This is a genomic window from Leisingera aquaemixtae (assembly GCF_019801145.1).
Taxonomy (GTDB): domain Bacteria; phylum Pseudomonadota; class Alphaproteobacteria; order Rhodobacterales; family Rhodobacteraceae; genus Leisingera; species Leisingera aquaemixtae_A.
In genome coordinates, this window is sequence record NZ_JAHVJQ010000009.1 from 193,742 (window position 1) to 217,339 (window position 23,598).

General features: G+C 53.7%; 12 protein-coding genes. 9 read left to right on the forward strand and 3 right to left on the reverse strand.

The window, feature by feature from the left end; all coding sequences use genetic code 11:
* Positions 1–3 precede the first annotated feature (3 nt).
* A complete protein-coding gene (locus tag KUW17_RS18870; RefSeq protein ID WP_222481847.1) occupies positions 4–1,170 on the reverse strand; it encodes a helix-turn-helix transcriptional regulator in 1,167 nt (388 codons plus the stop codon).
* Between the two features lie 240 nt (positions 1,171–1,410).
* Between KUW17_RS18870 and KUW17_RS18875 the strand changes: the two genes are divergently transcribed.
* From KUW17_RS18875 to KUW17_RS18890, 4 genes are all read left to right on the forward strand, one after another.
* The gene (locus tag KUW17_RS18875) at positions 1,411–2,172 is read left to right on the forward strand and encodes a hypothetical protein (RefSeq protein WP_222481848.1); all 762 of its coding nucleotides are present in this window, start codon (positions 1,411–1,413) and stop codon (positions 2,170–2,172) included.
* Positions 2,173–2,204: 32 nt separating this feature from the next.
* Positions 2,205–6,110, forward strand: coding sequence for an alpha/beta fold hydrolase (locus tag KUW17_RS18880; protein WP_222481849.1), 3,906 nt, complete (start codon positions 2,205–2,207; stop codon positions 6,108–6,110).
* Between the two features lie 79 nt (positions 6,111–6,189).
* Positions 6,190–8,061 carry a hypothetical protein gene (locus KUW17_RS18885; RefSeq protein WP_222481850.1) on the forward strand — a complete coding sequence of 624 codons (1,872 nt, stop codon included), beginning with the start codon at positions 6,190–6,192 and terminating at the stop codon, positions 8,059–8,061.
* Position 8,062: 1 nt separating this feature from the next.
* A complete protein-coding gene (locus KUW17_RS18890; RefSeq protein WP_222481851.1) occupies positions 8,063–11,767 on the forward strand; it encodes a hypothetical protein in 3,705 nt (1,234 codons plus the stop codon).
* 382 nt (positions 11,768–12,149) lie between these two features.
* On the opposite strand, the gene KUW17_RS18895 is transcribed toward KUW17_RS18890, so the two are convergent.
* Positions 12,150–12,785 carry a peptide chain release factor-like protein gene (locus tag KUW17_RS18895; RefSeq protein ID WP_222481852.1) on the reverse strand — a complete coding sequence of 212 codons (636 nt, stop codon included), beginning with the start codon at positions 12,783–12,785 and terminating at the stop codon, positions 12,150–12,152.
* Positions 12,782–13,912 (reverse strand): RNA ligase RtcB family protein, encoded by a 1,131-nt coding sequence (locus KUW17_RS18900; protein WP_222481853.1) that lies wholly within the window; start codon positions 13,910–13,912, stop codon positions 12,782–12,784. Before KUW17_RS18900 ends, KUW17_RS18895 begins: the two co-directional genes overlap by 4 nt.
* Before the next feature lie 1,869 nt (positions 13,913–15,781).
* On the opposite strand from KUW17_RS18900, the gene KUW17_RS18905 reads away from it, so the two are divergent.
* The 5 genes from KUW17_RS18905 to KUW17_RS18925 all read left to right on the forward strand — a co-directional run bounded on the left by KUW17_RS18905 (position 15,782) and on the right by KUW17_RS18925 (position 22,831).
* Positions 15,782–16,882: an AAA family ATPase gene (locus KUW17_RS18905; RefSeq protein WP_222481854.1), complete on the forward strand. Its 1,101-nt coding sequence runs from the start codon at positions 15,782–15,784 to the stop codon at positions 16,880–16,882.
* Positions 16,883–17,535: 653 nt separating this feature from the next.
* Positions 17,536–18,204 carry a hypothetical protein gene (locus tag KUW17_RS18910; RefSeq protein WP_222481855.1) on the forward strand — a complete coding sequence of 223 codons (669 nt, stop codon included), beginning with the start codon at positions 17,536–17,538 and terminating at the stop codon, positions 18,202–18,204.
* Positions 18,204–20,396 (forward strand): hypothetical protein, encoded by a 2,193-nt coding sequence (locus KUW17_RS18915; RefSeq protein WP_222481856.1) that lies wholly within the window; start codon positions 18,204–18,206, stop codon positions 20,394–20,396. The genes KUW17_RS18910 and KUW17_RS18915 overlap by 1 nt, the downstream gene beginning before the upstream one ends.
* A 6-nt stretch (positions 20,397–20,402) precedes the next feature.
* The gene (locus KUW17_RS18920) at positions 20,403–21,377 is read left to right on the forward strand and encodes a TniB family NTP-binding protein (protein ID WP_222481857.1); all 975 of its coding nucleotides are present in this window, start codon (positions 20,403–20,405) and stop codon (positions 21,375–21,377) included.
* Complete coding sequence (locus tag KUW17_RS18925; RefSeq protein ID WP_222481858.1) at positions 21,374–22,831, forward strand: TniQ family protein; 1,458 nt, start codon at positions 21,374–21,376, stop codon at positions 22,829–22,831. The genes KUW17_RS18920 and KUW17_RS18925 overlap by 4 nt, the downstream gene beginning before the upstream one ends.
* Positions 22,832–23,598 lie beyond the last annotated feature (767 nt).

Consider the following 23,598-nt stretch of genomic DNA (forward strand, 5'->3'; position numbering starts at 1 on the left):
TTTCTATTCCTTTTTGAACGCTTCATCGCGTAAGAATTGAGTTCCGAAGCGCATCATCGCGCGCACAAACTGAGTACGATTGGCGCAGCCGGATTTGGAAAGGATCGACTTCATTTGAGCGTTGATGGTCGTTACCGCCCGTTCGCGTCGATCTGCGATTTCCGGGTTTGTCAAACCTTGAGAAATGGGCTCCACGAGAGCTGTTTCGGCTTTCGTGAGACCGAACGCGCTTCCCACTCGCTCGACATTGCAATGCATCGGAAGGCTAGTGTCTGTCGAACAGATCAGAAAACCATCGAAGCTTGCGGTTCCTATTTCATCGGCATTGTTTAGAGGAGAAACCTCGACACAAAGCGCGTCGCTCGGACCACTGATCACGCTTTCCTTTCTCGGCCGCGCACCAAACTGACCGTGGCGCTCGACATGCTCCATGAGGTCTGTGAGGTGCTTGTTGCCATCGGCGCTACCCAGCAGCAAACGCCCGTCCGTGCCCACGCGAATGCTACGGTATGACTCCTGTTGGCGTTGGAACTCTTCATTTCGGGCGACGATCAAGCCGCGGCGGTCCAAGACACAGAGACCAATGGTCAGTTGATCCATGGCCGACAGAACGGCCCTGTAGCGCTGGTGAAGTTGTCGAAGCGGGATCGAGAGATCCAAAGCCTTTGCCAGGTGGGGCAGTTGCGGGCTCAAAAATGCGCGTTCTTCTGCGTCGAGCTGTGGTCGACCTGCGCCAAGCTGCAATGAGAATAGGGAAATCCATCGATTGTCTTTGTTCATCACCCCCGCCGCGCGATGAAAGATGCCGATCGATTCCAGAAACTTGACATGCTCGGTGTTTCGCAGACCTTCTGGGGTAGAGGCGATCAACGTGTCGTCCAACAATTCTACGGCGTCATGGTTGGAGGTGTGTTTGCGCACGATATCTTGATCCCGCTCTTCAAGATGGGCGCACTTATCGAGGTATGACGATAGCAGGTTATCTGGGTATCGACCTGAATGCAGAGGGGCCACGAGATTGCGAGAGGGTCCCTCTTCATGCCATTCAAAGACGATGCTCCCGTGCGCGCCCGTTCGATCTACGACTTCATCCAAGACAGGCTGCCATGCCGCCGGATCTGCAACGGCGTCGTAAATTTTCAGAGTAAGATCTAGATCGTTCGCTTTCATAGCTCTCAACCGCCCATAGTTAGCAAAAGGATAGTCGGAATTTTTTCACAACGCATAGCCCAAATGAACGATGCGCGGCGGAGAAGACTTCTGGATGCTACAGTAAATGAAAAGTTGCCAGCCGAAAGTAGTACCACGCATTACTTTTGGTTTCTCTTGCCTGAACGGAAACTTTCCGCCTATGGTTGAGAAAGCTTGATCTGCGCATGCAAAGGAGAATTTTCGCCAGGGGGTCACAAAATGCTTTTGGAAGAACTTTCGACGTTTATCGACGAGTTGCCAATTCCACCGTCGATAAAAACAACTGAGGCCTTGGGGGCCGCCGAAACGACTCCTTCGATAGATACAAATAATCTGCCGCAAGGGATCGTGAGTGGTTCAACTATGATTGGGTTCGAGCCGAACCTGTCTGAAGAACTCCGATCAAGCGTTGCCTTATGCCTTACCGCTGCGCAAAAAGTGGCCAATACTGACAGCGTAGCGTCATCGCCTGACCTTTGGGTCCAACGTCATCAGATGGTTCTCGAAGGCTTAAACTGGGTAACCACAGCTGGCGGCGACGTCTACACTGAACGCAGTGTTTCAAACATAGCTGTTCACAAGGCAATCATTCCCTTTCTCACCGCCGCGTTTGGACCTTCAGCAAAAGCTGCTTCGCTGATTATCACTGCAATTGAGCAACTACAGAAGATTGAAGAAGACAAACCGTGGATTACGCTTTTTGAAAGGGAAAGCCGACGCTTTGACATCTCAGAGTTTCGTTTCGCAACTGCCGGGATGGAAAGCGGGAACGTCGTTCTGAGGTTCGCCGCTGCAAGGTTTCTCGCCAAGCAGGAAAGACTTCAAATCCTGTTTTTCAAGAAGAACGACATCGATGTACGCTTCAAGCTCGCCAGTCGGACGATGACAGCTAATCCCGATTTATTGGAGTCGATGAATGTCAAACTCAAGTCCAAGCTTGAGGGCGCAACAGATGACTTCATTTCATCATTGGATTTTTGAAGACAGAAAATTCGGGTTGGGGAGACGCGGCAATGGAACGAATGAATGACGAACAGATTGAGCGCCATCTCTTCGAGGGAACAAATAAATCGGAGCTTCGGGAACTTTTGGGATCTGAGGTCTATGATTCGCTTCGTGTCGAGGCGGTCCCGCCAAAAAGCCATGACGGCGATCTGACTCAAGAAATTTTTGGGTTTGGCACAGGAAACAAACCGAACGTATACATTCTACCGGGAATAATGGGGTCAAAACTTTCTGCCCGGGTCGGCGGTAATGATGATCTGATTTGGTTTGATCCGGTGGACATCGGACGCGGTGGCGTTGCCCGGTTGGAGTTTGGCAAGGAGCCCGATCCAGTGGTGGCCAGCGGAACGTTCTGGGCGGCATACGGAACCCTACGACTAAGGCTACGAGTGCGTGGTTACTCCGTTAAGTTTCTGCCATACGATTGGCGCAAGTCTATCTCCGATATCGCGGATGAGCTTAGGTCGAAGGTCGAAGGCAACGAAGACCACGGCGCCGTTTTGGTTGCACACTCCATGGGTGGGTTGGTCGCAAGGCAAATTGCAGCTTTGGACACAGACGAAGTAGTCAAACGGGTCGTGACAATCGGCACACCAAATTTTGGTTCATACTCACCTGTCCAAGTGTTTCGTGTGGCCAGCGACATGCTCAACAAGATTGGCTGGTTGGACCAAAAGCACACACCAAGCGATATCGCCAAAAAGTACCTGCGACATTTCCCAGGATTGGTCGAAATGATGCCCGACCCGTCAAAGCGCCCTTCAGAGCTTTATTACGACGCATCCTACTGGCCTAACGGAGGCGCAAGGCCAAACAAGAGCACACTCGAGTCTGCACTTGCAGCTAAGTCCAAATTGCCTACTCCGGACTACCGATTTCATCAGATCATAGGATTCGGCCAAGAGACCGCAGTGGCGGCCGACAATAACGGGTCAGAGCTAACGTATTCATATTCGAATCGAGGCGATGGCACCGTGCCTGTCGATTTGGCGCAAGTCAAACACGTCCCACAGTACTTCGTCGAAGACACGCACGCGGGCATGTTGAACCGCCAGGATGTCGCAAGAGCCGTCGATGATCTCATAGCAAACGGCGAGACAAATGTCATATCCAGTACCGCACCATCTACACTGATTGAGGCAGAAACATTCTCAGTCAGCAGATCAGACAAAGAAATCCGAGACGCCAATAGAACGGCTCAACGCCCCGAAGACCCAGATGCGTTGGAGATCCTGTCAGAATATCTGCCGAAGCCTACACCGCAACCGAAAGGAAACGATCAAGACAGAACGACGGGTGGCGCGAGAGGAACGGAAATGGCGGACATGTTCAAAAAAATTGGCGGCTATCCACTCACTGTACTCTTGCAAGCCAGCGCCACCTGGCGTGGCGAACCTGAGACGACAATTTTTGAAACTACCGGACGACACGTACGCGAGACTGAAACTCGGATGCAGAAGTACGCCGAGCGCAAGTTACAACAGCTTCGCTCCATCGTGGAAGAAGCACCGCTAGAGCGCGTTTTACCTGAACGGTTGCAAAAGATCGTCGCGGATTCTGAAGAAAACCATTTTGGAGCCATCAACTCTCTTTTGAACGAGCGTGTTATGGGTGAAGCGGAGGAATTCCTGTCTGTACTCTATCTCAAGCGCGCGCCTATCGTATCGAGATCGGTTGGCCGCGTTGTTCGAAGGGTCTCGGGAATTGGCTTTGGAACAGGATTTCTCGTTGCGCCCGGTGTTTTGATGACAAACCACCATGTGCTTCCAAACAGCAGTTCGGCCCGAACCGCCGCAATCCAGTTCGATTTTGAACTCAACTTTCGCAATCGAGAAATGGCCCCGGAACAATTTGAGCTGTTGCCGGACAAACTGTTCTACGCTGACAAAGCACTGGATTTCGCCGTTGTGGCTGTCGAGCCTGTGAGCTCAAAGAGTGGTCGCCCCCTAGACGACTTCGGATACCTTCCGCTTGATGGAGGAGAGGGAAAGATCACGATTGGTAAGCCAGTCAATATCATTCAACACCCGAACGCGGAACAAAAACAAGCTGTGTTCCGGAATGCTGAACTGAAGGACTTGCCGGCCAACGCACTCGACGCAAACGCACAATTCACAAGTTCTCCTTCAGATGTGGCGGCACATTATGTCGCCGATACCAAACCTGGTGCATCTGGCTCGCCTGTGTTTTCAGATGCTTGGGAGGTCATTGCTCTGCATCATAGCGCAGTAGCGATCATCAAGGATGGCAAATTCCGGATGAAGGATCAGTCTTTCCGCCATCCAAACGATATTACGGATGATGACGAGGTAGACTGGCAAGCGAATGAAGGAATTCGAATTTCGCGAATTACAAAGCACCTCGAAGACTTACTTACAAAGAGTTCTCCCCTCCTCTCGCGGTCCGAAATTGACTTGGTTCAGCTTATATTACGTGTTGGTAGACAGGCGAAACAATGCGGGCACTTCGTACGCCCGATGCCGTACCCAGTTCTGACTCAATTCGAAAACGAGCCTGTTTCAAGTGAAACTGGCAACGGTGCTGCGCAGACGGCGCCAGAGAGCGAAGCTCTCAAAGCCAAAGCCCTCGAACTTGAGGGCTTGCTCGATCGAGTAAAGAAAGCGATTGCCAGAATTGGCGGTGCCAACAGAGCGATGTCCCCAACAGGGTGGGACGGTGCAATGTCAGTTGATGGATCCGGGGTGGCACACGGTTCTAATGGATTGGTGATTTCTTACAGAGGCGATGCAAACTCGCCCTATGGGAAGAGTGCAACTCAGAACCAGCGTCCATTCAATTCGATCGTTCTGCACCACAATTCGCCGACACATTCCACAAACTGGCTGATCAACTACCAAATCGATGGCGATATGGCACGTGGCGGACACTTCGGCTACCACTTCTACATCGATCCAAATGGGGAGATTTTCCAAGGCGCGCCACTCACGAAACGCACCAACCATGTTAAGCGGCCCAATCACGCCAAACGCAAAGCATTCGGTCGCATCGCCAGCAACAACGGCTCCATCGGTGTCACTTGTGTAAAAGCCGGGCCTCACTATAGTCCCACTCATGCGCAGATTGCGGCTCAAGACGCACTGGTGACTGCGCTGGCTGCTGCGTACGATATTCCCTTGTCCAATGTGTTTGGCCACGGCGAAATCCAGAGCGACCGAGATCATCGCGAAGGCGCTTCGCAGGCATCCAAGTTTCGGGGATCAGGCAACGCATTCTCTAGCAACGAAGCATTCAGACCAGACGATGATTTGGACGATTCCGCATTGGAAATGGATCTCTACCCACGTCCCTCAGCCGACGACGGTTACGAAGGTGCTGCACGTAAGATCGATTGGGAGGATGATGATGACTTGTCGAAAGAAGCGATACCCAAAAACGTCAGCGCCATCCAACCGCCTGCAAACTTTTCTGTTGGCGCAGAGTCACTCTCAACAAGCTTAGTCTACTCAAATGCTGGTGCCATTCGTAACAAACCCTGCACAGCTAACCTCGAAGCTCGGTTGGTACAAGCCGTAGAGGCTGTGTACGGCCCTGGCTACAAAATTAGCATTTACAGCGGGGGCCAGGATCGGAAAGGCCATGGCAATAAACGTACCGGGAGTATCCGACACGACGACTATGGGCAAGGTGGCCGAGCCGCGGACATCTATCTGCATGACGCTTCCGGAGCACAGGTAACCGGGATCAACCTAGCTAAGCTAGGGCAGTACTGGCTGGCGGTCGGATATGGCTGTGTTGGACACGAAATGGGTGGAGGAGGCATACATCTAGACGAATGGGTTCCACCGCCTCAGGGTGGTGGAAGGTTCTGGACATATCGCGCAAGCGATGCACAACCTTGGGGTGCTCAGGCTCGATCGATGTTGGCGAGGGGTGCAAACGGGATCTATCCCTAAAAATGAGCTACGGAGCGCCAATTTACCTAACTGCTTGTATGACAAAATCTACAACTGCATGAACTACGAGTAACCTGTGATGGAAGCCAATATCGACGAACACATAGAAGCACTTGAGGCTTCGCTCAGTGAGAAATTCGACACAGGGTTTCAAAAACACCTCGCCAATTACGTTGAGAGCGCTCAAAACAGGAGTGGCAAGCTTATTGAGCAGGAGCTAGAGACGACAAAAAAAAGAGTGGAAGAACGCTTAGGTGACATCCAGGAAGCAATCCAGCATTGGAAAACGTTAACTACAAGAGTTCTCGATCACCTTTCTGGTTCGGAGGTTTGGCCTGAAAGTAGAAAACGTTCTGAGGAGGTCACATCAAGATTACCCAAAGATATACTACTCTTGGTCGAGCGATCCTCGCAAATCTGCACATCCCTCTATCTCAACGCGTTCAATCCGGATGACTTAGAATCGCAAAGAGCAGAGATATTGCAACTCTGCGTCCCGGCGGTTGAAATTGTGTATCGCCGAAAAATACCTATCAACAGCGGCGATGTCTTAGGATCCAGACTAAAAGAGCTGTCGCATAGGCTGTCTCAGATCAAAGTTGACACGGACAAGACTGAAACAGACACCGATTTCCAACGGCTAAGGAGCATTGACGATGCCTTCGAGAGAAACAGAGCTAGAAGGCACAAAATCGGGCCAGAAGATTACTTAACTCTGAGCCCCAATCACAATTCAGAAAACCTAAACAGTCATACCTACAACACTTTACCCCGGCATGCAAAGGGTGAGTTGGATGGATTCTTACATGATGTTTTTCGCGGCCAAGGGGAACAAAACGGGCCACTTGAACTAAGACGGAACTGGGAAGGCCGTGATTTTCTTGTAAAGACGTTTGCAAGCTTCGCACTCCGAAACACTGACATTTCGGAGCCCTTTTTTGACCAATTCCAAGACTTGAAAGAAGCTGCTAAACGCGCATGCAGAATCTCTGACGAAGAAATTCTGTCGGCTCACCGAAGCCACATCAACAAAGTTGAATTGCTTTTTGATAACTTGAAATCCGGCGGCCTAAATAGGCTCTCAGAGATCTTTTCGAGCCGTAATGCAAGAGATATCAACGACATTAGAGATGCCGACTTCTTTCGTGGTATCGCGCGCCTCAAGAATTCGCTGATCGCCACCAGCAGAGAGCAATGGATCGATACTCAGGAAAACCTTGTGGAGGGACTGCAAGAAGACAATTCCTCACCCGATCAACAAGACTACTCTTTAGTGATCAAGGAAATAGAGAGTAAAGGCGCCACCTTTCTTGAAAATATTCCGAGCACTGTCGATAGGTGGATTTCAAACAGATTTTCGGAAGTGGCCGAGGAACTATCATCGCGGCATGAGGAGGCGGCAGCCAAGTATGAGCGAGGCCTTACGGTTCTGAGCGAGTCTTTGGACACAGGCACCAGCCTATCCAGCATTGAAAGTGAAGCGACCAGGGAAACAGAGACACGATATGCCTCAATTGAGAGGCACATCGAAAGGCGGGATGAACAGCTTCGTTCAAAACTCCTATTTCTTTATCGCGACATATCGCTTGAGGTAGTGATCCCGCAATGGCGAACCTTTGGCATCCTAACGAAACCAGAGCTACTCTACTACCTTCTAAAGGTCGATCTAAGAAGGGCAAGGGATCATGGTGTGACCACCGACGACCTTTCGAACAATCGACAGAAACTTTCTGCTATGAGTGAATTGGTATCCTTGGGGTGTGCCGCACGCGTCATAAATGGTATGGGAGAGACTATTTTCTTTGCGGATGACCTACTGGAACATTTGGATGACATGTCACTAAGAGAAATGGGTGATGGGAGCACTAAGACTTTCAGTTTAGAAAGTTCTTTTGACGTCTTGGAACGGCGCCAGATACCGGCAATAACCGATAGAAAAGTGCGCAATTGAGATGGTTGTTTTCGAGTATATCGACTGGACGCAGCGTGTCAGCACTCAGAGGATTTCCTCGGTTAGGTTGGAGCTTGGTGCGAGCCAAACCGAAATAGACCTCACCAAAATCCTGAACGACTTTACCATGCAGGTGACGGGTCTGCCGTCGAGGCCCGACATTTGGCCGGAACCAAATACCAGCATGTCTGGTTTTGGGATGGTTTTTTCTTATTTGCATGGTCAGGATCGAACGATCGATATTGCGCTGAGCAGCCTTGGCGTACTGGCCATCTCATTTGCTGACGCAACCGTCCAGGATCATGATGCCGAAACTGCGGCTCGTCGTATCGATAACTACTCAGTTGTTGTGTCACACCTGATTAGACGGTGCCTAGGAGAGCAGATTAACTCGCGTGAAATTCAATATCGCGGAGGGGCGTCGGCTAGCAGCACCAAAGGTTACCACGTTCATCGAACGGATGCACTACCCATCCCACTTCATGAGCGGAGTTTGGGTAGTCCTGACAATAGGGCTTCAACCTTATTGTACCGAAATACACTGCCTAGTCGTAAAGTGCGGCAAGACCGAAACGCGGAGGCAAGATCGACAGTCTCTAACGCGTTAGTTGCGCTCACACAGCGCAGGCTTCGCCTTCGTGACAAGGTGATTGCTGCTGTAGAACGCTACTCTGAAAGTTATGCCGATTCCTTTGCGACAGCAGGTCTTTATTCCAACTTGGTTACTTCGTCGCTTGCGCTATGCGGAATACTCTTAGGCATCCTATTTTCCGACACTCTGTTTGGAAATCTTGGGTCTGTTGAGACACGCTTTCTACAGTTTGTTGACGTGCGCACTGTTGCCTTATGTTTGGTACTATTTTTGTGGTGGCTCCCATTATTTGTGAGGTGGCTCTCACTTTTTCTCAAGAGAAAGGAAGTACAGAGCCCAGAACGAGGCATCATTGGGACCAGGCTCTTTTGGGGAGCCGCGGTAACGACAGGATTCATTTTTTCAGCCTTTTTAGCCTTTAACCATTTAGACTACATAGAAAATCTAATAAAAGAAGACCGTCCGTCTCCACGATTTCAAGTAGTGTTCATTTTCGGTTTTGCTCTGTGGTGCTCCGCAGCACTCTTGTTTCGCTCGACTCTGCAATTATTTGAGCAGACGGGCAGAAGCGACTACCCAAAAAAAAGTCGAAGTAAGTTTGCCTTACCTCGGTTAGTTGTGATTTTGATGGGGTTCTCCTTAGGGGTAACTCTACCCGGCCTAGTCGGGACGCCGCTATTTCCAGGCCATTCACCAGAACTTTCGCGTTACGAAGCAGCAGCCTTAGGATACTGCTTTTTGATTATTGTTTTGGTACTGTTTTGGACCGTCACAGCATTCCAAACGGAGGCCGAGAAGTGGCATCAGCTCACAACGAATGATCAAGTAATTACACCTAGTCTAAGTGTTGACGATCTGGTTACAAGTCCAAGGGTCGATCAAGCACGTAAACAAGCCGTACTTAGTTTGACTCTCGCTCCAGTTCTATTGCTGGGAATCGCATTGTCTTTGGCTTTGTTCAATTTTTTCGACTATAGCGGGAGCAACCTTCGATCAGGAGCAGTGACCTACAAGGGGATTGCTGAGAAGATTGGCTGGGGTCTGCCGGTCCTTTGCGTGGGGATATTGGCGGAGTTGATGTCCCGCTTCGCCAACAGTGGTTCTCTCACATTGATCCACGACGTTACTCTGTCGAGGCTAAACCGAATTAAGGACCTAGTCGCAGCAGACAAAGAACTGATCGCTCGGCTGAAGGCTGACGAGAGCCTCAGCGGCAATGCTACCTTTATGAGGGAGCTTGAAGCATCACCCGAAATAGATCAGGCTACGAAACTTGTTGACCCGCAGATTACCAAGATTTCTTCTTTGAAGGAGGCCGTCAAATCGAGCTATCTACGAAGGAGTGCAGTAATAGCTGCTAGTGTATTTGCCGTCCTCCAAATTCCAGCAATTCGTCAACTAGAACCAGATGGAACCGAGAGTTCTGGAGGCACGACAACAGTTGCACTTAGCTTTGTTGACGACAAAGGAAATCTGGTTGCGTCGGGAACGCTACCCGTAGAGGGCGGAATCGCTAAATTACCAGTACAGCTTCCAACCCAAGGTGTACCGGCAACTACTGATCTGCGGCTTTCAACATCTGATCCAGGCCAAGAACCGATCGTGCTTGAGATCAGTGGTGATGATCCAACCGTGGACCTTACAATCAATGTACCTACACCGACGGCAACTGTCGCCGTAAGCGTCGCAGACAGCGATGGAAACCTAAAATCTGTCGGCTTGCCTTCAGATAATGGAGTCGCGGAACTGCCAATGCAGCTTCCATCTCAGGCTCTAGAGATCACCACAGCTGGAGGTGGTCTTAGTCTAAGAGAGGTCGAGGGTCATCTGACCTTATCGGTGCCAGAACGTACACTCAATGTTCTTGGTCCATTTCCTGAGCGTCCGGAAGCTGCCGAGGGCGATGAGATCAATTTGGTCGTGATTGAACCCAAGATGCACATCTCGACGCCAGACCAGGAACCGATCACGCTTGCGGTCAGTGAAGATGATCCAACCGTGGACCTTGAAATCAATCTGCCAGAGCCGACGGCAACCGTCGCCATAAGCGTCGTAGACAGCGATGGAAACCAAAAGTCTGTCGACCTGCCCTCGGAAAACGGAGTTGCGGAGCTGCCTTTGACGCTCCCGGCCCAAACCTTAGAAATTGTCTCATCGGAAGGCGATTTCAGTCTTCAAAAGGATGAACGACAGCTGACCCTGCTGGCTCCAGAGCGCACACTCAATGTTCTCGGTCCATTTTCAGAGCGTCCCGTCGACTCCGAAGGAGACGAGATCAACTTGGTCGTGATTGAACCCGAGATACAGATCTCGACGCCAGACCAAACACCGATCACACTTTCAGTTGGCGAAGATGATCCAACCGTCGATGTTGAAATAAATCTGCCAGAGTTGTCGCCCCCGCCAATAGTGATTGTATCTTTGCACCCACAAACTTCGGCCGGGTCGCCAAGTTCGCCTAAAAATACGCTTGTCCTTCCATTGTTTCCGGGCGAAGTACCAGCCAACAACGAAGAGGAGGCCTTTAACTGGGGGCTTAAGAATAATCTCGTTAATCCAAAATACTACGAAGGTTCGACGCTGCTAGAAACCTATTTCGCCCCTTTTGACGATTGCATGCTGGCTGAATCAGTGGGTGAAGCCAAAATCGTTATTGATGTCATGGGACTAGCAAGTTCGAGTTGGAATAAAAAGATTGATCCCGAGTTCTATGATGCGAACTTGGCGTTGGCCGAAGGACGAAGAATAGCTTTCTTGCGGCTTCTGAATAAGTTTACTGCAATCTCGACGTCGAGTATCTTTGTCCGCGTTTACAGCCCGGATAAAACCGAGCGCTTACAGCCGTTGCGGGAGTTTGCTGAGGGTGTGAAGAATTGGGTTTGGACCAACGAAGGCCTTGTTCCCGCGGGCTTCCAGAGATTTGCGAACTATAGTCAGATGAAAAATGAACGAGACCGATGGATGTCATCAGTTCCTGAAGATGCCGATGTGGCAGTTCCATTTGAAGAACTCTTTGGCCGCTCCGTCGTCTTTCAAATCATCTCCATGAGTGGGACAAATTGTGATTTTAGTGTTACGCTCAATGATTGGGAAACACCAGATTTTGAGAACTGAATAGGTACTTACATGGAAGGCTCAAACTTCTGGGATGTTTTGTCCGCTCCTAGTTAGCCGCATGCAGCATGCAGCGAATGTGCAGTTTCGTTTCGGGCAAAATCATCACTCATAAATGACCGGATTGGCGACATGCGCTGCGTTGCGACATCAAACGTGCCGCAGTTGCGAACCGATGCTGCGTCAGCAACAGCCGCATGAGCAAAAGTCCGGAAAGTCCCGCGAAGTGTGAGTTCGAGTTGCTCTTGAATTTGCGCTCGCAGCGAATGGCCGGATCGCGGGCTGCAACCGCAGCATCAGGGTGCTTTTACCAAGGCTGGAAATGGGCTGGAAGAGTTGTGCATTCAGCAGATGGAGGGGCAGCAAAACGCTGCCCCTCCTGTCATTTCACCTCTTTGAATTGTCTCCCTTCAAAGGTCCAGCGCGGCTCACCGCGTTGAAGTTGTCCGTGGAGCGCCCAGGTTTCGCCCTTGCGGGTAGCATCGGCTTCTGCCTTCTCGGCTGCGGCCAGGGCGGCCAGCCGTTCCATCGCCAGACGGCGGTTCTGGTGTTGCGAGCGGGTGTCGCGCACGACGACGGCGTAGACTTGCCCATCGGCGCTGGTCCAGCGCGCCCTGATCGCGCTCGACGTCTTGTTCTGGTGCTGGCCGCCAGGGCCTCCCGCGCGAATGGCCTGCATTTCAACGGAGGCCGGATCAATCCGCACTGCATCAGTGGCCGCAGGTGTGCGGAAAATCTGCACAAACCAGTTCTTCCGTTTGTGCCTGGGGCGCAGCTCGCTCTGGCACCGCCAAAGGACGGTACCTTCGACAGCGCACGCCAATTCGGCAGCCCGAGCACCGCTCAGGATCACCACCGCTGAGGCGGGGCCGTGCGTGGCGTCCCTTGTCGCGACATCGAGTTCCACACCGTATTGCGTGGCCTTTGCCCCCAGCCAGGACATCAGATGGCCCACGGCCTGGCGGCATTCGCCCGGACCATTGCCGCTGGACAAGAGAAGGGCTTCCCTGCCGCTCATGCTGCACCTCCCGTCGTCTTGAAGGTGACAAGCGGCAGAAGACGCGCCACCGCATTTGCGATTCCAAAGTCCGCCAGGTTTTGCAGTACCTGTTCCGGGTCTTTGTAGGCCTGGCCGGCTTCTTCCAGCAAAAGATCGCGGTCCCCGCAAATGACACGCCCGCCGAAACGGGTGCGGGTCAGGGCTGCCAGATCAGAGCGGGTCTTGCGGATCCGCCCATGCATGGAGGACCGGTCATACTTCCTGCCTGCCCCATGAGAGACGGAGCCAAGCGCCTCGGGTACGGTATTCGGCACCTCCAGGAGATAGCTCGGCGCTTCGCGCGACCCTGCGAGCGGAACGAGGCCCCCCTCCGGGCAAGCCGCCCCTTTGCGATGCAGCCAGCTATCTGAATGCGGCACGACGTGATTATGCACGGTGTCGCAGATCAGCCGGGCCTCACAACCAAGCGCTTCAGACGCAGAGGAGGCAATCAGCGCCCGATTCACGCGCGCCCAGCGGATTGCCGCATCATGAAGGGCGAGATAGCGCGCCGCCGCATCGCTTTCCGCGGCGAAGCCCTGTTTCCAGCTGTCATCCAGCCCTTGAAAAATCCCGGCGCCGCGCCCGCGCGAACCTGAATGCACCAGCAGGCACAGATCATCTTTTTGCAGGTCAGTACGGGTGTGATCCATGACTTCGTCGACCACCTGCACTTCGCAGAAATGGTTGCCGCCGCCGATGGTGCCGAGTGCCTCTGGATTGATCAGTCCCGTCAGACCAGCTGCATCCAGTGCTGCAAGCGCCTGATGAAGATCAGCCCCGTCTTCCAGTACAGCCAGCCGCCGGGCTGCCTTGTCGAGTCTTAGCCGGCGCCGAGGCAGATCGAGGCGAAACAAAGCCATTCCGCAGCCGATATCCGGCCCGACAAGCTGTGGCCAGATCCGGTCGGCCAGAAAGGCTGCACCAACGGGGCCGAAGCGGCCTGGATGCAGATCCGGAAATCCGGCGACGGCCGTCATGCCCGGCCAGCCAGCCACCTGTTCAAGTTGCTCTTCTGCACGCCCGTCGATCCAGGCCGCACGATTGTAGAATTTGGAGATACGGGCGGGCGCGGCGCTCCGTTCCCCGGAAATGGGATTGCCCATCGTTCATCTTTCCATAGCAATAGAAGCGGCCCGAGTGGGTCGCGGATGGATCGGCACGATGTTGGGAAACCCCGAATTGGGGATCAGAACCGCGTCAGATCCTGCGGAAGGGAAATGTTGATGGTTACGGTCATGGCTTACCCTCCTGTCTGTTGCGGGTGAAAAGTTGGGAATGGATAAGCCGCAGATGCCGCTCCCGGAAGTCGTTGATCTCAAAATCTGGGACGGTGATGCAATCACGCGACAGGGAGGCTTACCCAAGATGTGACGGCAGATGGCTGTTTGCCACTTACCAGGTCTCTACGGAACCGCCCATGAAATGCAGTTGATGCTGCACCATACTTGATTGGCCGATTTGGTGAAGCTGCGTCGCGGCTTAGCTGGGTACTGCGAACGGCATGTGTGGGTGGCGGCTGCATTGCAAACGTTTTCTGCGGTGATTGCGGCGGCCCGTCAGTACCGTCGTATGTCCAGCCTGTTTACACAGCCAGAGTTGAGGGCTACTGGCTTTGATGAGCTCCCCAAGCAAGGTTCCTATCGGCTAGCGTAATCCTCGAGTACTCCAAGGTATCTTTCCAAGGAGTAAGGTATTCCACCTAGGGATACCTGTGCAGCCCTGGGATTAATGGATTGTGATCATATCACACTATAGGTGTGGTGACCTTACTCTAGGAAAACCCAAGAAACTGAAATCACCCGAACCGAATGCGCCGGTAGATTTCATGACAATTGAAAAACCTTCCTTACGCTACGCTTGTGTATCATTTTCCCTCCCCAAGAACGTGAACCCCAATTTCGCATCTGCGGCGCCGTTCGATATCGGCTGATCCTCCCGGATCGGGCGCAGGGTACTGTTCAGTTCACCGTTCCTGCTCATAACGAACTTCACCGAATCAGTGGCTGCGGACTGCCGTATTCAGCCTCTGAATTTCGCGAAGACCAATGAGCCGGAACGCGTGAGACAGATCATTCCCTATCCTTGAGGCCAGACCATTTGCGAAAACACGCAGCGGCCTTTCACTTTTCGAACTTCTGCTTGGCCAGAAGGACTGCTGAAACTTGTGCCGCAACCTGGCGCAGGCACAATTTGTAAGGTGCTGATCTAGCGGCCGGGAGTGAAAACGGAACTTTGATTTGCGTTGTATCACGTTGAATAAAAACAACAAAAATTCTTCCCGGATAGGGGGCAGATTGCTATCCTCCCCGAATGCCGGAAGAGGGGCTCCCGCTCGGCTGCCGGCCTTTTTTGAACCCAACTAATCCAGGAAAAACGCCGATGCAGAAATGACCCCTCAAAATGAAAACGCCCGGATCTCAATAGAGGACCGGACGCGTTCACAAGGCAGATCAACGTCTACCCAAGTAGCACTGGTTCGATAGCAAATCCGGCCTCGGATTTCAAGGACGGCGACTGTCTTCCCCAATACGACTGCATCCAGCTCGGACGTTTTAGCGCCCGGGTGCGATGGAGCATACGTTGACCAAGTCAGCCGTCACGTTTCGCTCGGAGCTTCCCTTGAGCGGCACGCAGACGGAGTTGTGCCTTGTTTCAGCGAAGAGCGATCACCGCTGCCCAGTTCCGGGCAGCGGGCCACTCAACTGTGAGAAAATCAATGTTCTGTTGTTTTCAGCAGGGAAGCCCCGTGCTTCCTGGTTCACCCCAGATACAACCAGTTCGCCATGCGCAGGCGGATGCCCCTGGCTTCGTGCGTCAAAATGAGGACGCAGGCTCTGCGGCGCTGAGATTTGCGCTCGGATTTTGGATCGATCCTGGCCTCTCCGGATGAATACCGCCCTCTTTGACACCATCAACCCCTGCCGAACTTCATACCGCAGGCTGCGCCTGCTTTGCCCTGACGAGAAAAGACCATGTCCAAAATAAGGTTCATTCATAGCAAGTTCCCGGATCCAGAAATGGCTGCGCCCCGGATTGAAAAGCGCCTTTCCAAGCACCTGCAGCGTTTGCAAGAACGCAAGGCCAAACAGACAGGCGAGACAAGCCAAGAAATACCGGAAGACGATGCCTCCCCGGGTCAGACTAAGTCGCAGTTCTATTTGCATCAGGCAAGGCGGCGTGTTGCTCGCAGAGCCGGTTTGATCAGCGAACGGTACCGGGCAAGCCTTCCAATTTCCCGTCTAAAAACCGAAGACCGTAAGCGACTTGAAGCGCGCAGGGATGGTGTTCAGATAATCCAACTAAAATCTGAGAACCATGCCGATGAGATTGCGGCGCGCCTTCATGCGGAGTTCCCCTGGCTGGCGATTGCGACCGAGCAAGTGTGGCACTCAATGCTTAGTGCGGTGCGCTCTGATACTCAGGGGCTTAGGATCCGACCGCTTTTGCTCGATGGGCCGCCAGGAATAGGTAAAAGTGCTTGGGCTCGGCGTTTAGCCAGCTTGATTGGTGTGCCAAACCTGTTTTTGGACGCCACGGTCGAGTCTGCCAGTTTCGGACTGGTTGGAAGTCAGCGAGGCTGGAGTAATTCGGCGCCAGGGCGGCTAGTAAACCTGGTCCTTGAACATGGCGTGGGGAACCCGCTTGTCATAATTGATGAGGTGGAAAAGGCGGGGAAACCGACTTCCCAGGGGGGACACACCTTCAATCTGCTAAATGCCCTGCTGCCGCTTTTTGAACCGCAATCAGCCCGGCGCTGGTCCTGCCCGTATTTTCAGGTGGAATGCGACATGAGTTGGATAGGCTGGATTTTGACTTCAAATGACTGGCGGCAGTTGCCTGACCCCATACTGAGCCGATGTCCACCCATCAGATTGCAGCCAATTTCTGCAAGGGATCTGTGCGGCTTTGCGATGAGAGAGGCAAGCGAACGTGGCCTCAGCGATGAAACTGCAGAGGCAATCTGCGACACGATAGCCTGGGCTTTCACCAAGGAGCACCGCTTAGATCTGCGTGCAATTATCCGGATGCTAGAGCGCGGCGAGCGGTTGGAGCAGAGGTCTGCCCGGAACTGACCTAGTTTCGCGGCGAATCCCAAGGTGCTGGATTGTTGCTGTTTCCCGGAAGGTTTCTCTTTGAAATCAATGTTCTGAGAGGAGATTTCCTGGCGCCGAGAACGGCCGCGACAGTCGCTCGATTCCAAAGTTGTGGACAAGTGGCAGTTAAGTGGCTGTTTCGACTCAAGATTTTCCCGGAGTCGGGCCAATATACATTCAAACGGCAAAAAGGAGTGCCCCAGACCAGCTATTAATACCCGAAAAGAAGAAGGCCCCAATCCGGAGGATGGGGCTTGAGTGAGCCGGGAATCCCGACTGTTTCCATGGCATAAGCCTATTCACTTCAAACGAAAGTGCAAGCGGTTTACCCGGCATGTTTGTCAATTCAGGAACTGAGTTTCCTGGAAACGGAGAAGTCATGCTCAAACTCAAAGCCCGCATTGGGCAACAGCAAGAAAGCCGGCGCGCTGCATGCAAATGGCAGCGTGAGAAAGGGAACTCGAAGGGGTTCTGGAAGCGGCGCGATGACCGCCGAATGGCTACGAACACCTTAGTGCTCTAGCGCCAAGGCGGCCACACCCCGCCGAACCTGAAGACAACTGACACCTTACAAGCTCCTGAAAGCGCCAGCTTTCAGGAGACGGAGAAGGTGTGTCCAAGAGTGATCTGAAATGAACTACGATGACAATTATCGCCCCGGCCGCGGGCACCGCAAAATCGTCAAACGCTCTCCCTACCATTGGGTTGGCCAAACGACCTTCACGGCAGCAGACGGCCGCCAGCAAGCCTTCGGCTTCGGCAGCTATCTGGAATATCAAGCCTCGCTGTGCTGCATCTATCGGCCTGGTTTTCTCGATCTAGAGGAACAGCTGGCTCCTGTGCTGGTCCGCAAGCTCTCTGGCGCGACTGCTCCGCACTGGCTCGATTTCCGCCTGACTTTGAAGAGTGGCAAGCGCATTGCATTGGCTGTGAAGCCCAAAAAGTTTGCAGAAAGGTATGAGTTCCGCGCTGAAATGCTGGCCGTCGCCGATGCCGCAATCCCTGCAGTAGCCGACGAATTGTGTGTTGTGACCGAGCAGAACATCGACCCAATAGAATTTCACAACGCCAAGCTTTTTCATTCCGCGCGGTTTCCGGAACCAGTCATGGACGAAGCTGTGGCTGAAGCTCTGAAATCGCTCAGGACGCCAACAATGATCCGCCAGTTTCTGGCGGAAAGCGGTATCGGCCCAGCTGGCTTCTACAGTGTTGTTCGCGCCATACACAAAGGTTTGGCAAAGGTCGCCTCAAATGAACGTATTGGCGCGGCAACAGTGATCTCCGGGAAAGCGATCCACTGATGGCGGCCCCATTCAAAAAATACCGATACCTGCTGGAACCGCGTTGCCGGTTCCGCATCGGTCCCCGGCACGCTGAAGTCATTGAACAGCGTGAAGAGGGGTATCTCGTCCTTTGGGAGGAATGGGTGGATCCCGATACCGGCGAGGTGCATGAGCGAAAGCCTAGTATGCTCACGCACGAGCGGGTCGCAAACGAAAACAACTATGGGCAGTTGGTCGTAATCCAGCGCCCCAAAGTGATAGTACTCGACAAGCAAACAATCCGTCGGCATTGGCGAACCCGCGACGAGACCTCACGTATGCTGGTCAAGAAGGCTCATGCCCTGGCCGCGGAAGAATTGATAGCCGAGGACATGTTCCAGGGGCGCCGGGCCGAGTTTGAACGCTTTGCCGAGCTGATTACGTCTCGAGCACGGAGCATTCACGCAAAGCTCGTTGCTGAACTGGGAGAGCCTAAGGCGCGAAACGGAAAGCGTGCAGTTTATGGCTCTCTTCAGCGGCCAGAGCACCAGTTCAAGCTCAAGTTGCGCGGCGGCAGCAATGGTGGTCAGTCGTTTTACAACTGGTTTCGGACGTGGAAATCGAAGGGCGAAGATGGCCTGTTTGACAAATACCGCAATTGCGGCGGCAACACGCCTTATCCGAGCGAACTCGACGATTTCGTTGCTGACATTATTGACGCCCTGGTCGACAGGGAGCGACTGGATTTCTCAGCGCTGAAGGATAGCGTGCGTGCGGCCATTCAGGCGGAAAACTCCCGCCGTTTTTCACAAACCCCTCCGCAACCATTACTGCCCATGCCGGGCTACAGTTACGTCCAGAAGCAGGCGAGGCGAATGGGGTATGCTGCCCACGCCGGGCGTTCTCACGGAATTGATGATGCATACAAAGACTTGCATGCATTAGGGGTTGGAGTCGAAACGTCCCGCGCACTGGAAAGGGTCGAAATCGACGAATACACGATCGACCTGACCCTATTGATGAAGATCACAGGTCTTTTTGAATATCTGACACCTGACGAAAAAAAGGCGCTTGGACTTGATGGAGGCCGCCGGCGAGTTGTCATCTCGGCGGCCATCGACGTTCACACTCGCTGCTTGTTGGCTTTGCAGATCGTTCCAGAGGGGATCGCGGATCCGCTGCGCCAGACCCTCGAAATGATTTACACCGACAAGTCCCGTATCTCGGACGAACTCGGCTGCGAGCACGATTGGTATCAGCACGGCAAGGTGGAGGAGCTCATACTCGATCGGGCTGGTAAGTACATTTCAGATGAAGCGTATCACATCCTTGCATCCTTGGGGATTACCAACCTGGGGGCACCTGCCGGAAAACCTTGGCTGAAGCCGTTTATCGAGCGTGTGTTCCGAACTATCCATCGCAAACTCCTGGCGCGGTTTTCAGGCCGGAACTTCTCCCACCCTGTGGAGAGGGGCAGCAACGACCCTGCTGAAAGGGCAACCCTGACGGTGGAGGAATTCCTCTCTTGGCTGGTTCGCTGGACAGTTGATGCCTATCACAATGATCGGCATTCAGGGCTTGGCATCACTCCGCTGCAGGCCTGGGAGCGGGCCACCGCCGATATCCGTCCACACCAGTTATCAAACCGTGAGATGCGCCTTGCTTTTGGCACCCGGGTGACACGGAAGTCCGGGCGGCATGGCATTCGGATGATGTGTCTGAACTATCAGACAGACTTTGTAATAAAGCGGTTCCTCGACAAAGGACCTGAGACCGCCGAGATTTGCTATTGGCACGGCGATGTCGGAGCCATCGAAGTGCGCTACGACAAGGGCGATTGGACAACTGTCACGGCTGCCGACGAAGAATGGATCGGCAAGACAGATGATGATCTGCGTGAATGGCTTGTTGAACGCAACGAAATCAATCCAGAAGCCGAAGAGGCGCGCTTGCGCTTGATCCACGGACTGGACAAGCGTTCCAACCGGTTGAAGTGCCTGAACAAACTCTACGCCCGCCCTCGGGAGGCACAGGATCTGGCGAATGCGGAAACGTATTTTTCCCAGTTCACGGATACAGCCGAGCGCCGTCATTTGGCTGGCCCAGCAGAGGATCTGTTCGCTGGAAAGGTTCAGCCCGCTAAGGCACCGCACACATTAAACGCGGACAACGGCGCCGCGGCCACGACCCCCCAAACTTCCGAAAACCCCGACGACGACCTGATGGAGTAATCCAAGATGAATAATATCCAACCCACATGCACTGCCGCTCCCGATGTTTCCAACCTGCAAACTTGGCTTGCTGACAGGTATTTTCGGCTCGATCGCGACGAGGCACTGGCCGACTGCCTGACAGATATCTTTACCATCGATGGGGCCGGGGCGTTGACCGCCACGCCGGTTCGCGACCCGTTGAATGGTGAGACCGCTGGGCTGATGCTGATAGGGGATTCCGGTTCGGGCAAGTCGTCGCTTTTGCGGCGCATGCTGCGCACCAATCCAGCGTTCTCAGTGATTTCTGAGACATCCGAAGGGAATACGCTGTTCGAAACAGTGAAGCCTGCCGCGACTATTAAGAGCCTTGCCATCACGATCGCAGAACGAACCGGCTATACAAAGATGAAGTCGAACATTCACGGCGACGAGGCCTGGGAGGTGGCGCGCCACCGCATGTCTGTGTGCGGGGTGAGCCTTCTCGTGATCGATGAAGCTCATCATCTTCTTCGGAAGGGCAGCGGCAGGGACACTGAAGGCGCGGTTCAGACGATGAAGAACCTGTTGCAGGGCGACAACTCCGTGGCGGTCATTCTCTCCGGTGTTCAGAAGCTTTACGAGGGGGTCTTGTCAGACCCAGAAACAGACCGGCGGTTTATCAAAATGCGCCTGCGGCGCATTCAGGAAGGGTCTGGTGAGGCACATCGTTTCGGCCTTTGCGTCGCAAAATGTGCCCAGCATCTCGGGCTCGATCTGCCAGCGGAAATGTGCTTCGCGGAGCGCGTTCTGTTTGCAGAAAATGGCGATGCCGGCCGGAGCATTCGCCTCGCCAAACAGACCCTGCGCCGTGCCATGATCATGAACAGGAGGGCCGTTGATCTGAGCGATGCAGCCCTCTGTTTCGAAAAGCTTCATCTCGGACGAGAGCCCGCTCCATTTGCCAGTGGTGATTGGTCCAACATTCGCGAGAACCTGGAAAGCATGGGGTGGGTCCGATGAGCACCTTAAGGCCCTACATCCCTTTCGATCTGCGGGAAACCCTTCTGTCTTATGCGGCTCGCCTTTCTGCGGTCCACACTGGAAAGGGCATGAGACGGCTGTTGAATGATCTCCGCATCCCAGTCGAGAATTTCCTGATGGGCCGCCACGAAGCCGTCGAAGCGTTTGCCAGCGCCACCGGCGGTGACGCCGAAATCCTGAAATCTGCTGCTCTGACAGGGAAGAAAGACCACGTCGAATTTCGTGGTGCGAAAATGGCGAAAACCTTCGTTGTGCGGCAAGCAGACAAGTACTGTCCTGTCTGCCTTGCCGAGGACGGCAGCCCATACGCATGGCGGCAACAGCTGATCTGGTGTTTTGCACCGGCCCACCGATGCGTCCATCATAACACATCGCTCTGTCGGATTACCCAGAAAGGGTTCGATCTGCGGGATGGACTGGTCGCGCCGGGAGCAGGTGCAGTCACACCCTGTGACGGGGACCAGCCTGAGTATCTGGCCTGGCTGGACAACCGCTTGCACGGACCACGGGAAGAACCAAAGTGGCTGGCCGGTCAAACAGTCCAACAGGTTCTTGAGACCTCCATGATGATGGGCGCGGTGTTGGAGCATGGTCACAAGGTGCGCCCTCACAAGCTCCGCGCAAATGATCAGGAAGCGGCTGCCGACATTGGCTTTGCTATTTATCGGGAAGGCGCAGGTGCCGTGACCGAGGCTCTCGACACTATCCGCCGCAGATCTCCGGCGACTGCGGTTCAAGCTGGGCCGCTTGCAAAGTATGGCCCCCTTTTCGATTGGCTGGACCGCCGCTGCAACGCAATTGACCCCGGCCCGGTACGGGATCTGTTGCGCAACCACATTATCAAGCATGACGCACTAAGCCGAGGTGACACGGTACTTGGATACGAAATCAAGGAACGCCGGTACCACTCTGTCCATAGCCTGAGCGAGGAAACCAGTATTCCCCGTGTTCGCATGTCCCGGATGTTGCAAAAATTGGGGAAGATACCTGCGGGGGCGACCCATGCCGAATGTGGTCTGTTGCGGTTCGATGCCCAGGAGATCACCGGATTGATTGCTGATTTCCAGACTGCCATCGAGATGAAGGACGTCCCGGCCTATATTGGCGCATCCAAGAACCAGTTCCAAACTCTCTACGCTGGCGGGATCATTCGCCCTTTGGTTCCTCGCGATAAACCTGGCGCTGTGCGGAATGTTGTCTTCTCGCGGCGCCATCTCGACACATTCCTCGAGACGCTCAACGCGCTCCCGGTGGCATCGGAAACCGGAAAGGAACTGCACACAATCGCATATGCCTGCCAGCGCGGTGCTGGGACAACGCTCAACTTGGTCTACGGAATACTGTCAGGTGAAACCGCTGCGTGGCGCCGGGACACGCCACCAGGATTGTCGCAAGTTCTGGTATCTCTGACAGATGCTGTAGGTGCCGAATAGCAAATAGCGAAATCAGGATTTGCCGTTTCGAGGGTCCGCTTTGCGGGCCCTTTTCTTTTGGCGGACGCAGTGGTTTCGGTGGTAACTCGTGCCAATTCTGGTGGGAACTCGAGCCGAACGGAGAATGGGTGGTCGCATAACTATTTGATTTTTAATCAGTAAATTTAGAGCCAGTGGAAACTCGATCAAGATTTACATTGTAAATCTTGATCCAGTTCCCACCGTTTCGGCACGAGTTCTCACCAGGATCTACATATAGGGCGCCCGGCGGGCGCCTTTTCTATATCTGGGTTGGAGCATTGTGGCCGAGGCCGAATGCATTGCGGAAACAGAGGACAGGCTCTTTCGTTTTGCTGTGCCTGCATATTCGGGGGCCAGGTAGCTTCATGCACGGCGATGGGGGCAGCCGCCGCTTTCTGCAACAGTGAAAAGATAGAGTTTCACATCAGCCTGCTCCAAGACAGCAGGCAGCCCGAAGCGGTCATAGACTTGGTGTGACGCGGCAAGGATGCTGCCGGTGCAAAATTTTCGGGCCATCTCACCAAAAGCGGCCACTCACCGAACCCGGCGAGCTACTGCCAATGCTGCGGACCGCTTCAGGGGGCGCGATGCGCAGGAAGCCGCCGCTGCAAAGTTGCGAACCGTCTTCGCCCTTCGGAACCTGATCGGCCCTTTGTTGCCGTTGGCCACTGCGTTCCTTCGCTGCACTGCGGCCGCAATTGCGGACATTCGCTGAGACGCCGAAATCTGATGCTGGGTGAATTCAC

Coding starts and splice junctions, on each gene's coding strand:
- KUW17_RS18920 (WP_222481857.1), top strand. CDS start 20,403: ATGAATAATATCCAACCCACATGCACTGCCGCTCCCGATGTTTCCAAC.
- KUW17_RS18905 (WP_222481854.1), top strand. CDS start 15,782: ATGTCCAAAATAAGGTTCATTCATAGCAAGTTCCCGGATCCAGAAATG.
- KUW17_RS18925 (WP_222481858.1), top strand. CDS start 21,374: ATGAGCACCTTAAGGCCCTACATCCCTTTCGATCTGCGGGAAACCCTT.
- KUW17_RS18880 (WP_222481849.1), top strand. CDS start 2,205: ATGGAACGAATGAATGACGAACAGATTGAGCGCCATCTCTTCGAGGGA.
- KUW17_RS18900 (WP_222481853.1), bottom strand. CDS start 13,912: ATGGGCAATCCCATTTCCGGGGAACGGAGCGCCGCGCCCGCCCGTATC.
- KUW17_RS18885 (WP_222481850.1), top strand. CDS start 6,190: ATGGAAGCCAATATCGACGAACACATAGAAGCACTTGAGGCTTCGCTC.
- KUW17_RS18910 (WP_222481855.1), top strand. CDS start 17,536: ATGAACTACGATGACAATTATCGCCCCGGCCGCGGGCACCGCAAAATC.
- KUW17_RS18870 (WP_222481847.1), bottom strand. CDS start 1,170: ATGAAAGCGAACGATCTAGATCTTACTCTGAAAATTTACGACGCCGTT.
- KUW17_RS18915 (WP_222481856.1), top strand. CDS start 18,204: ATGGCGGCCCCATTCAAAAAATACCGATACCTGCTGGAACCGCGTTGC.
- KUW17_RS18895 (WP_222481852.1), bottom strand. CDS start 12,785: ATGAGCGGCAGGGAAGCCCTTCTCTTGTCCAGCGGCAATGGTCCGGGC.
- KUW17_RS18890 (WP_222481851.1), top strand. CDS start 8,063: ATGGTTGTTTTCGAGTATATCGACTGGACGCAGCGTGTCAGCACTCAG.
- KUW17_RS18875 (WP_222481848.1), top strand. CDS start 1,411: ATGCTTTTGGAAGAACTTTCGACGTTTATCGACGAGTTGCCAATTCCA.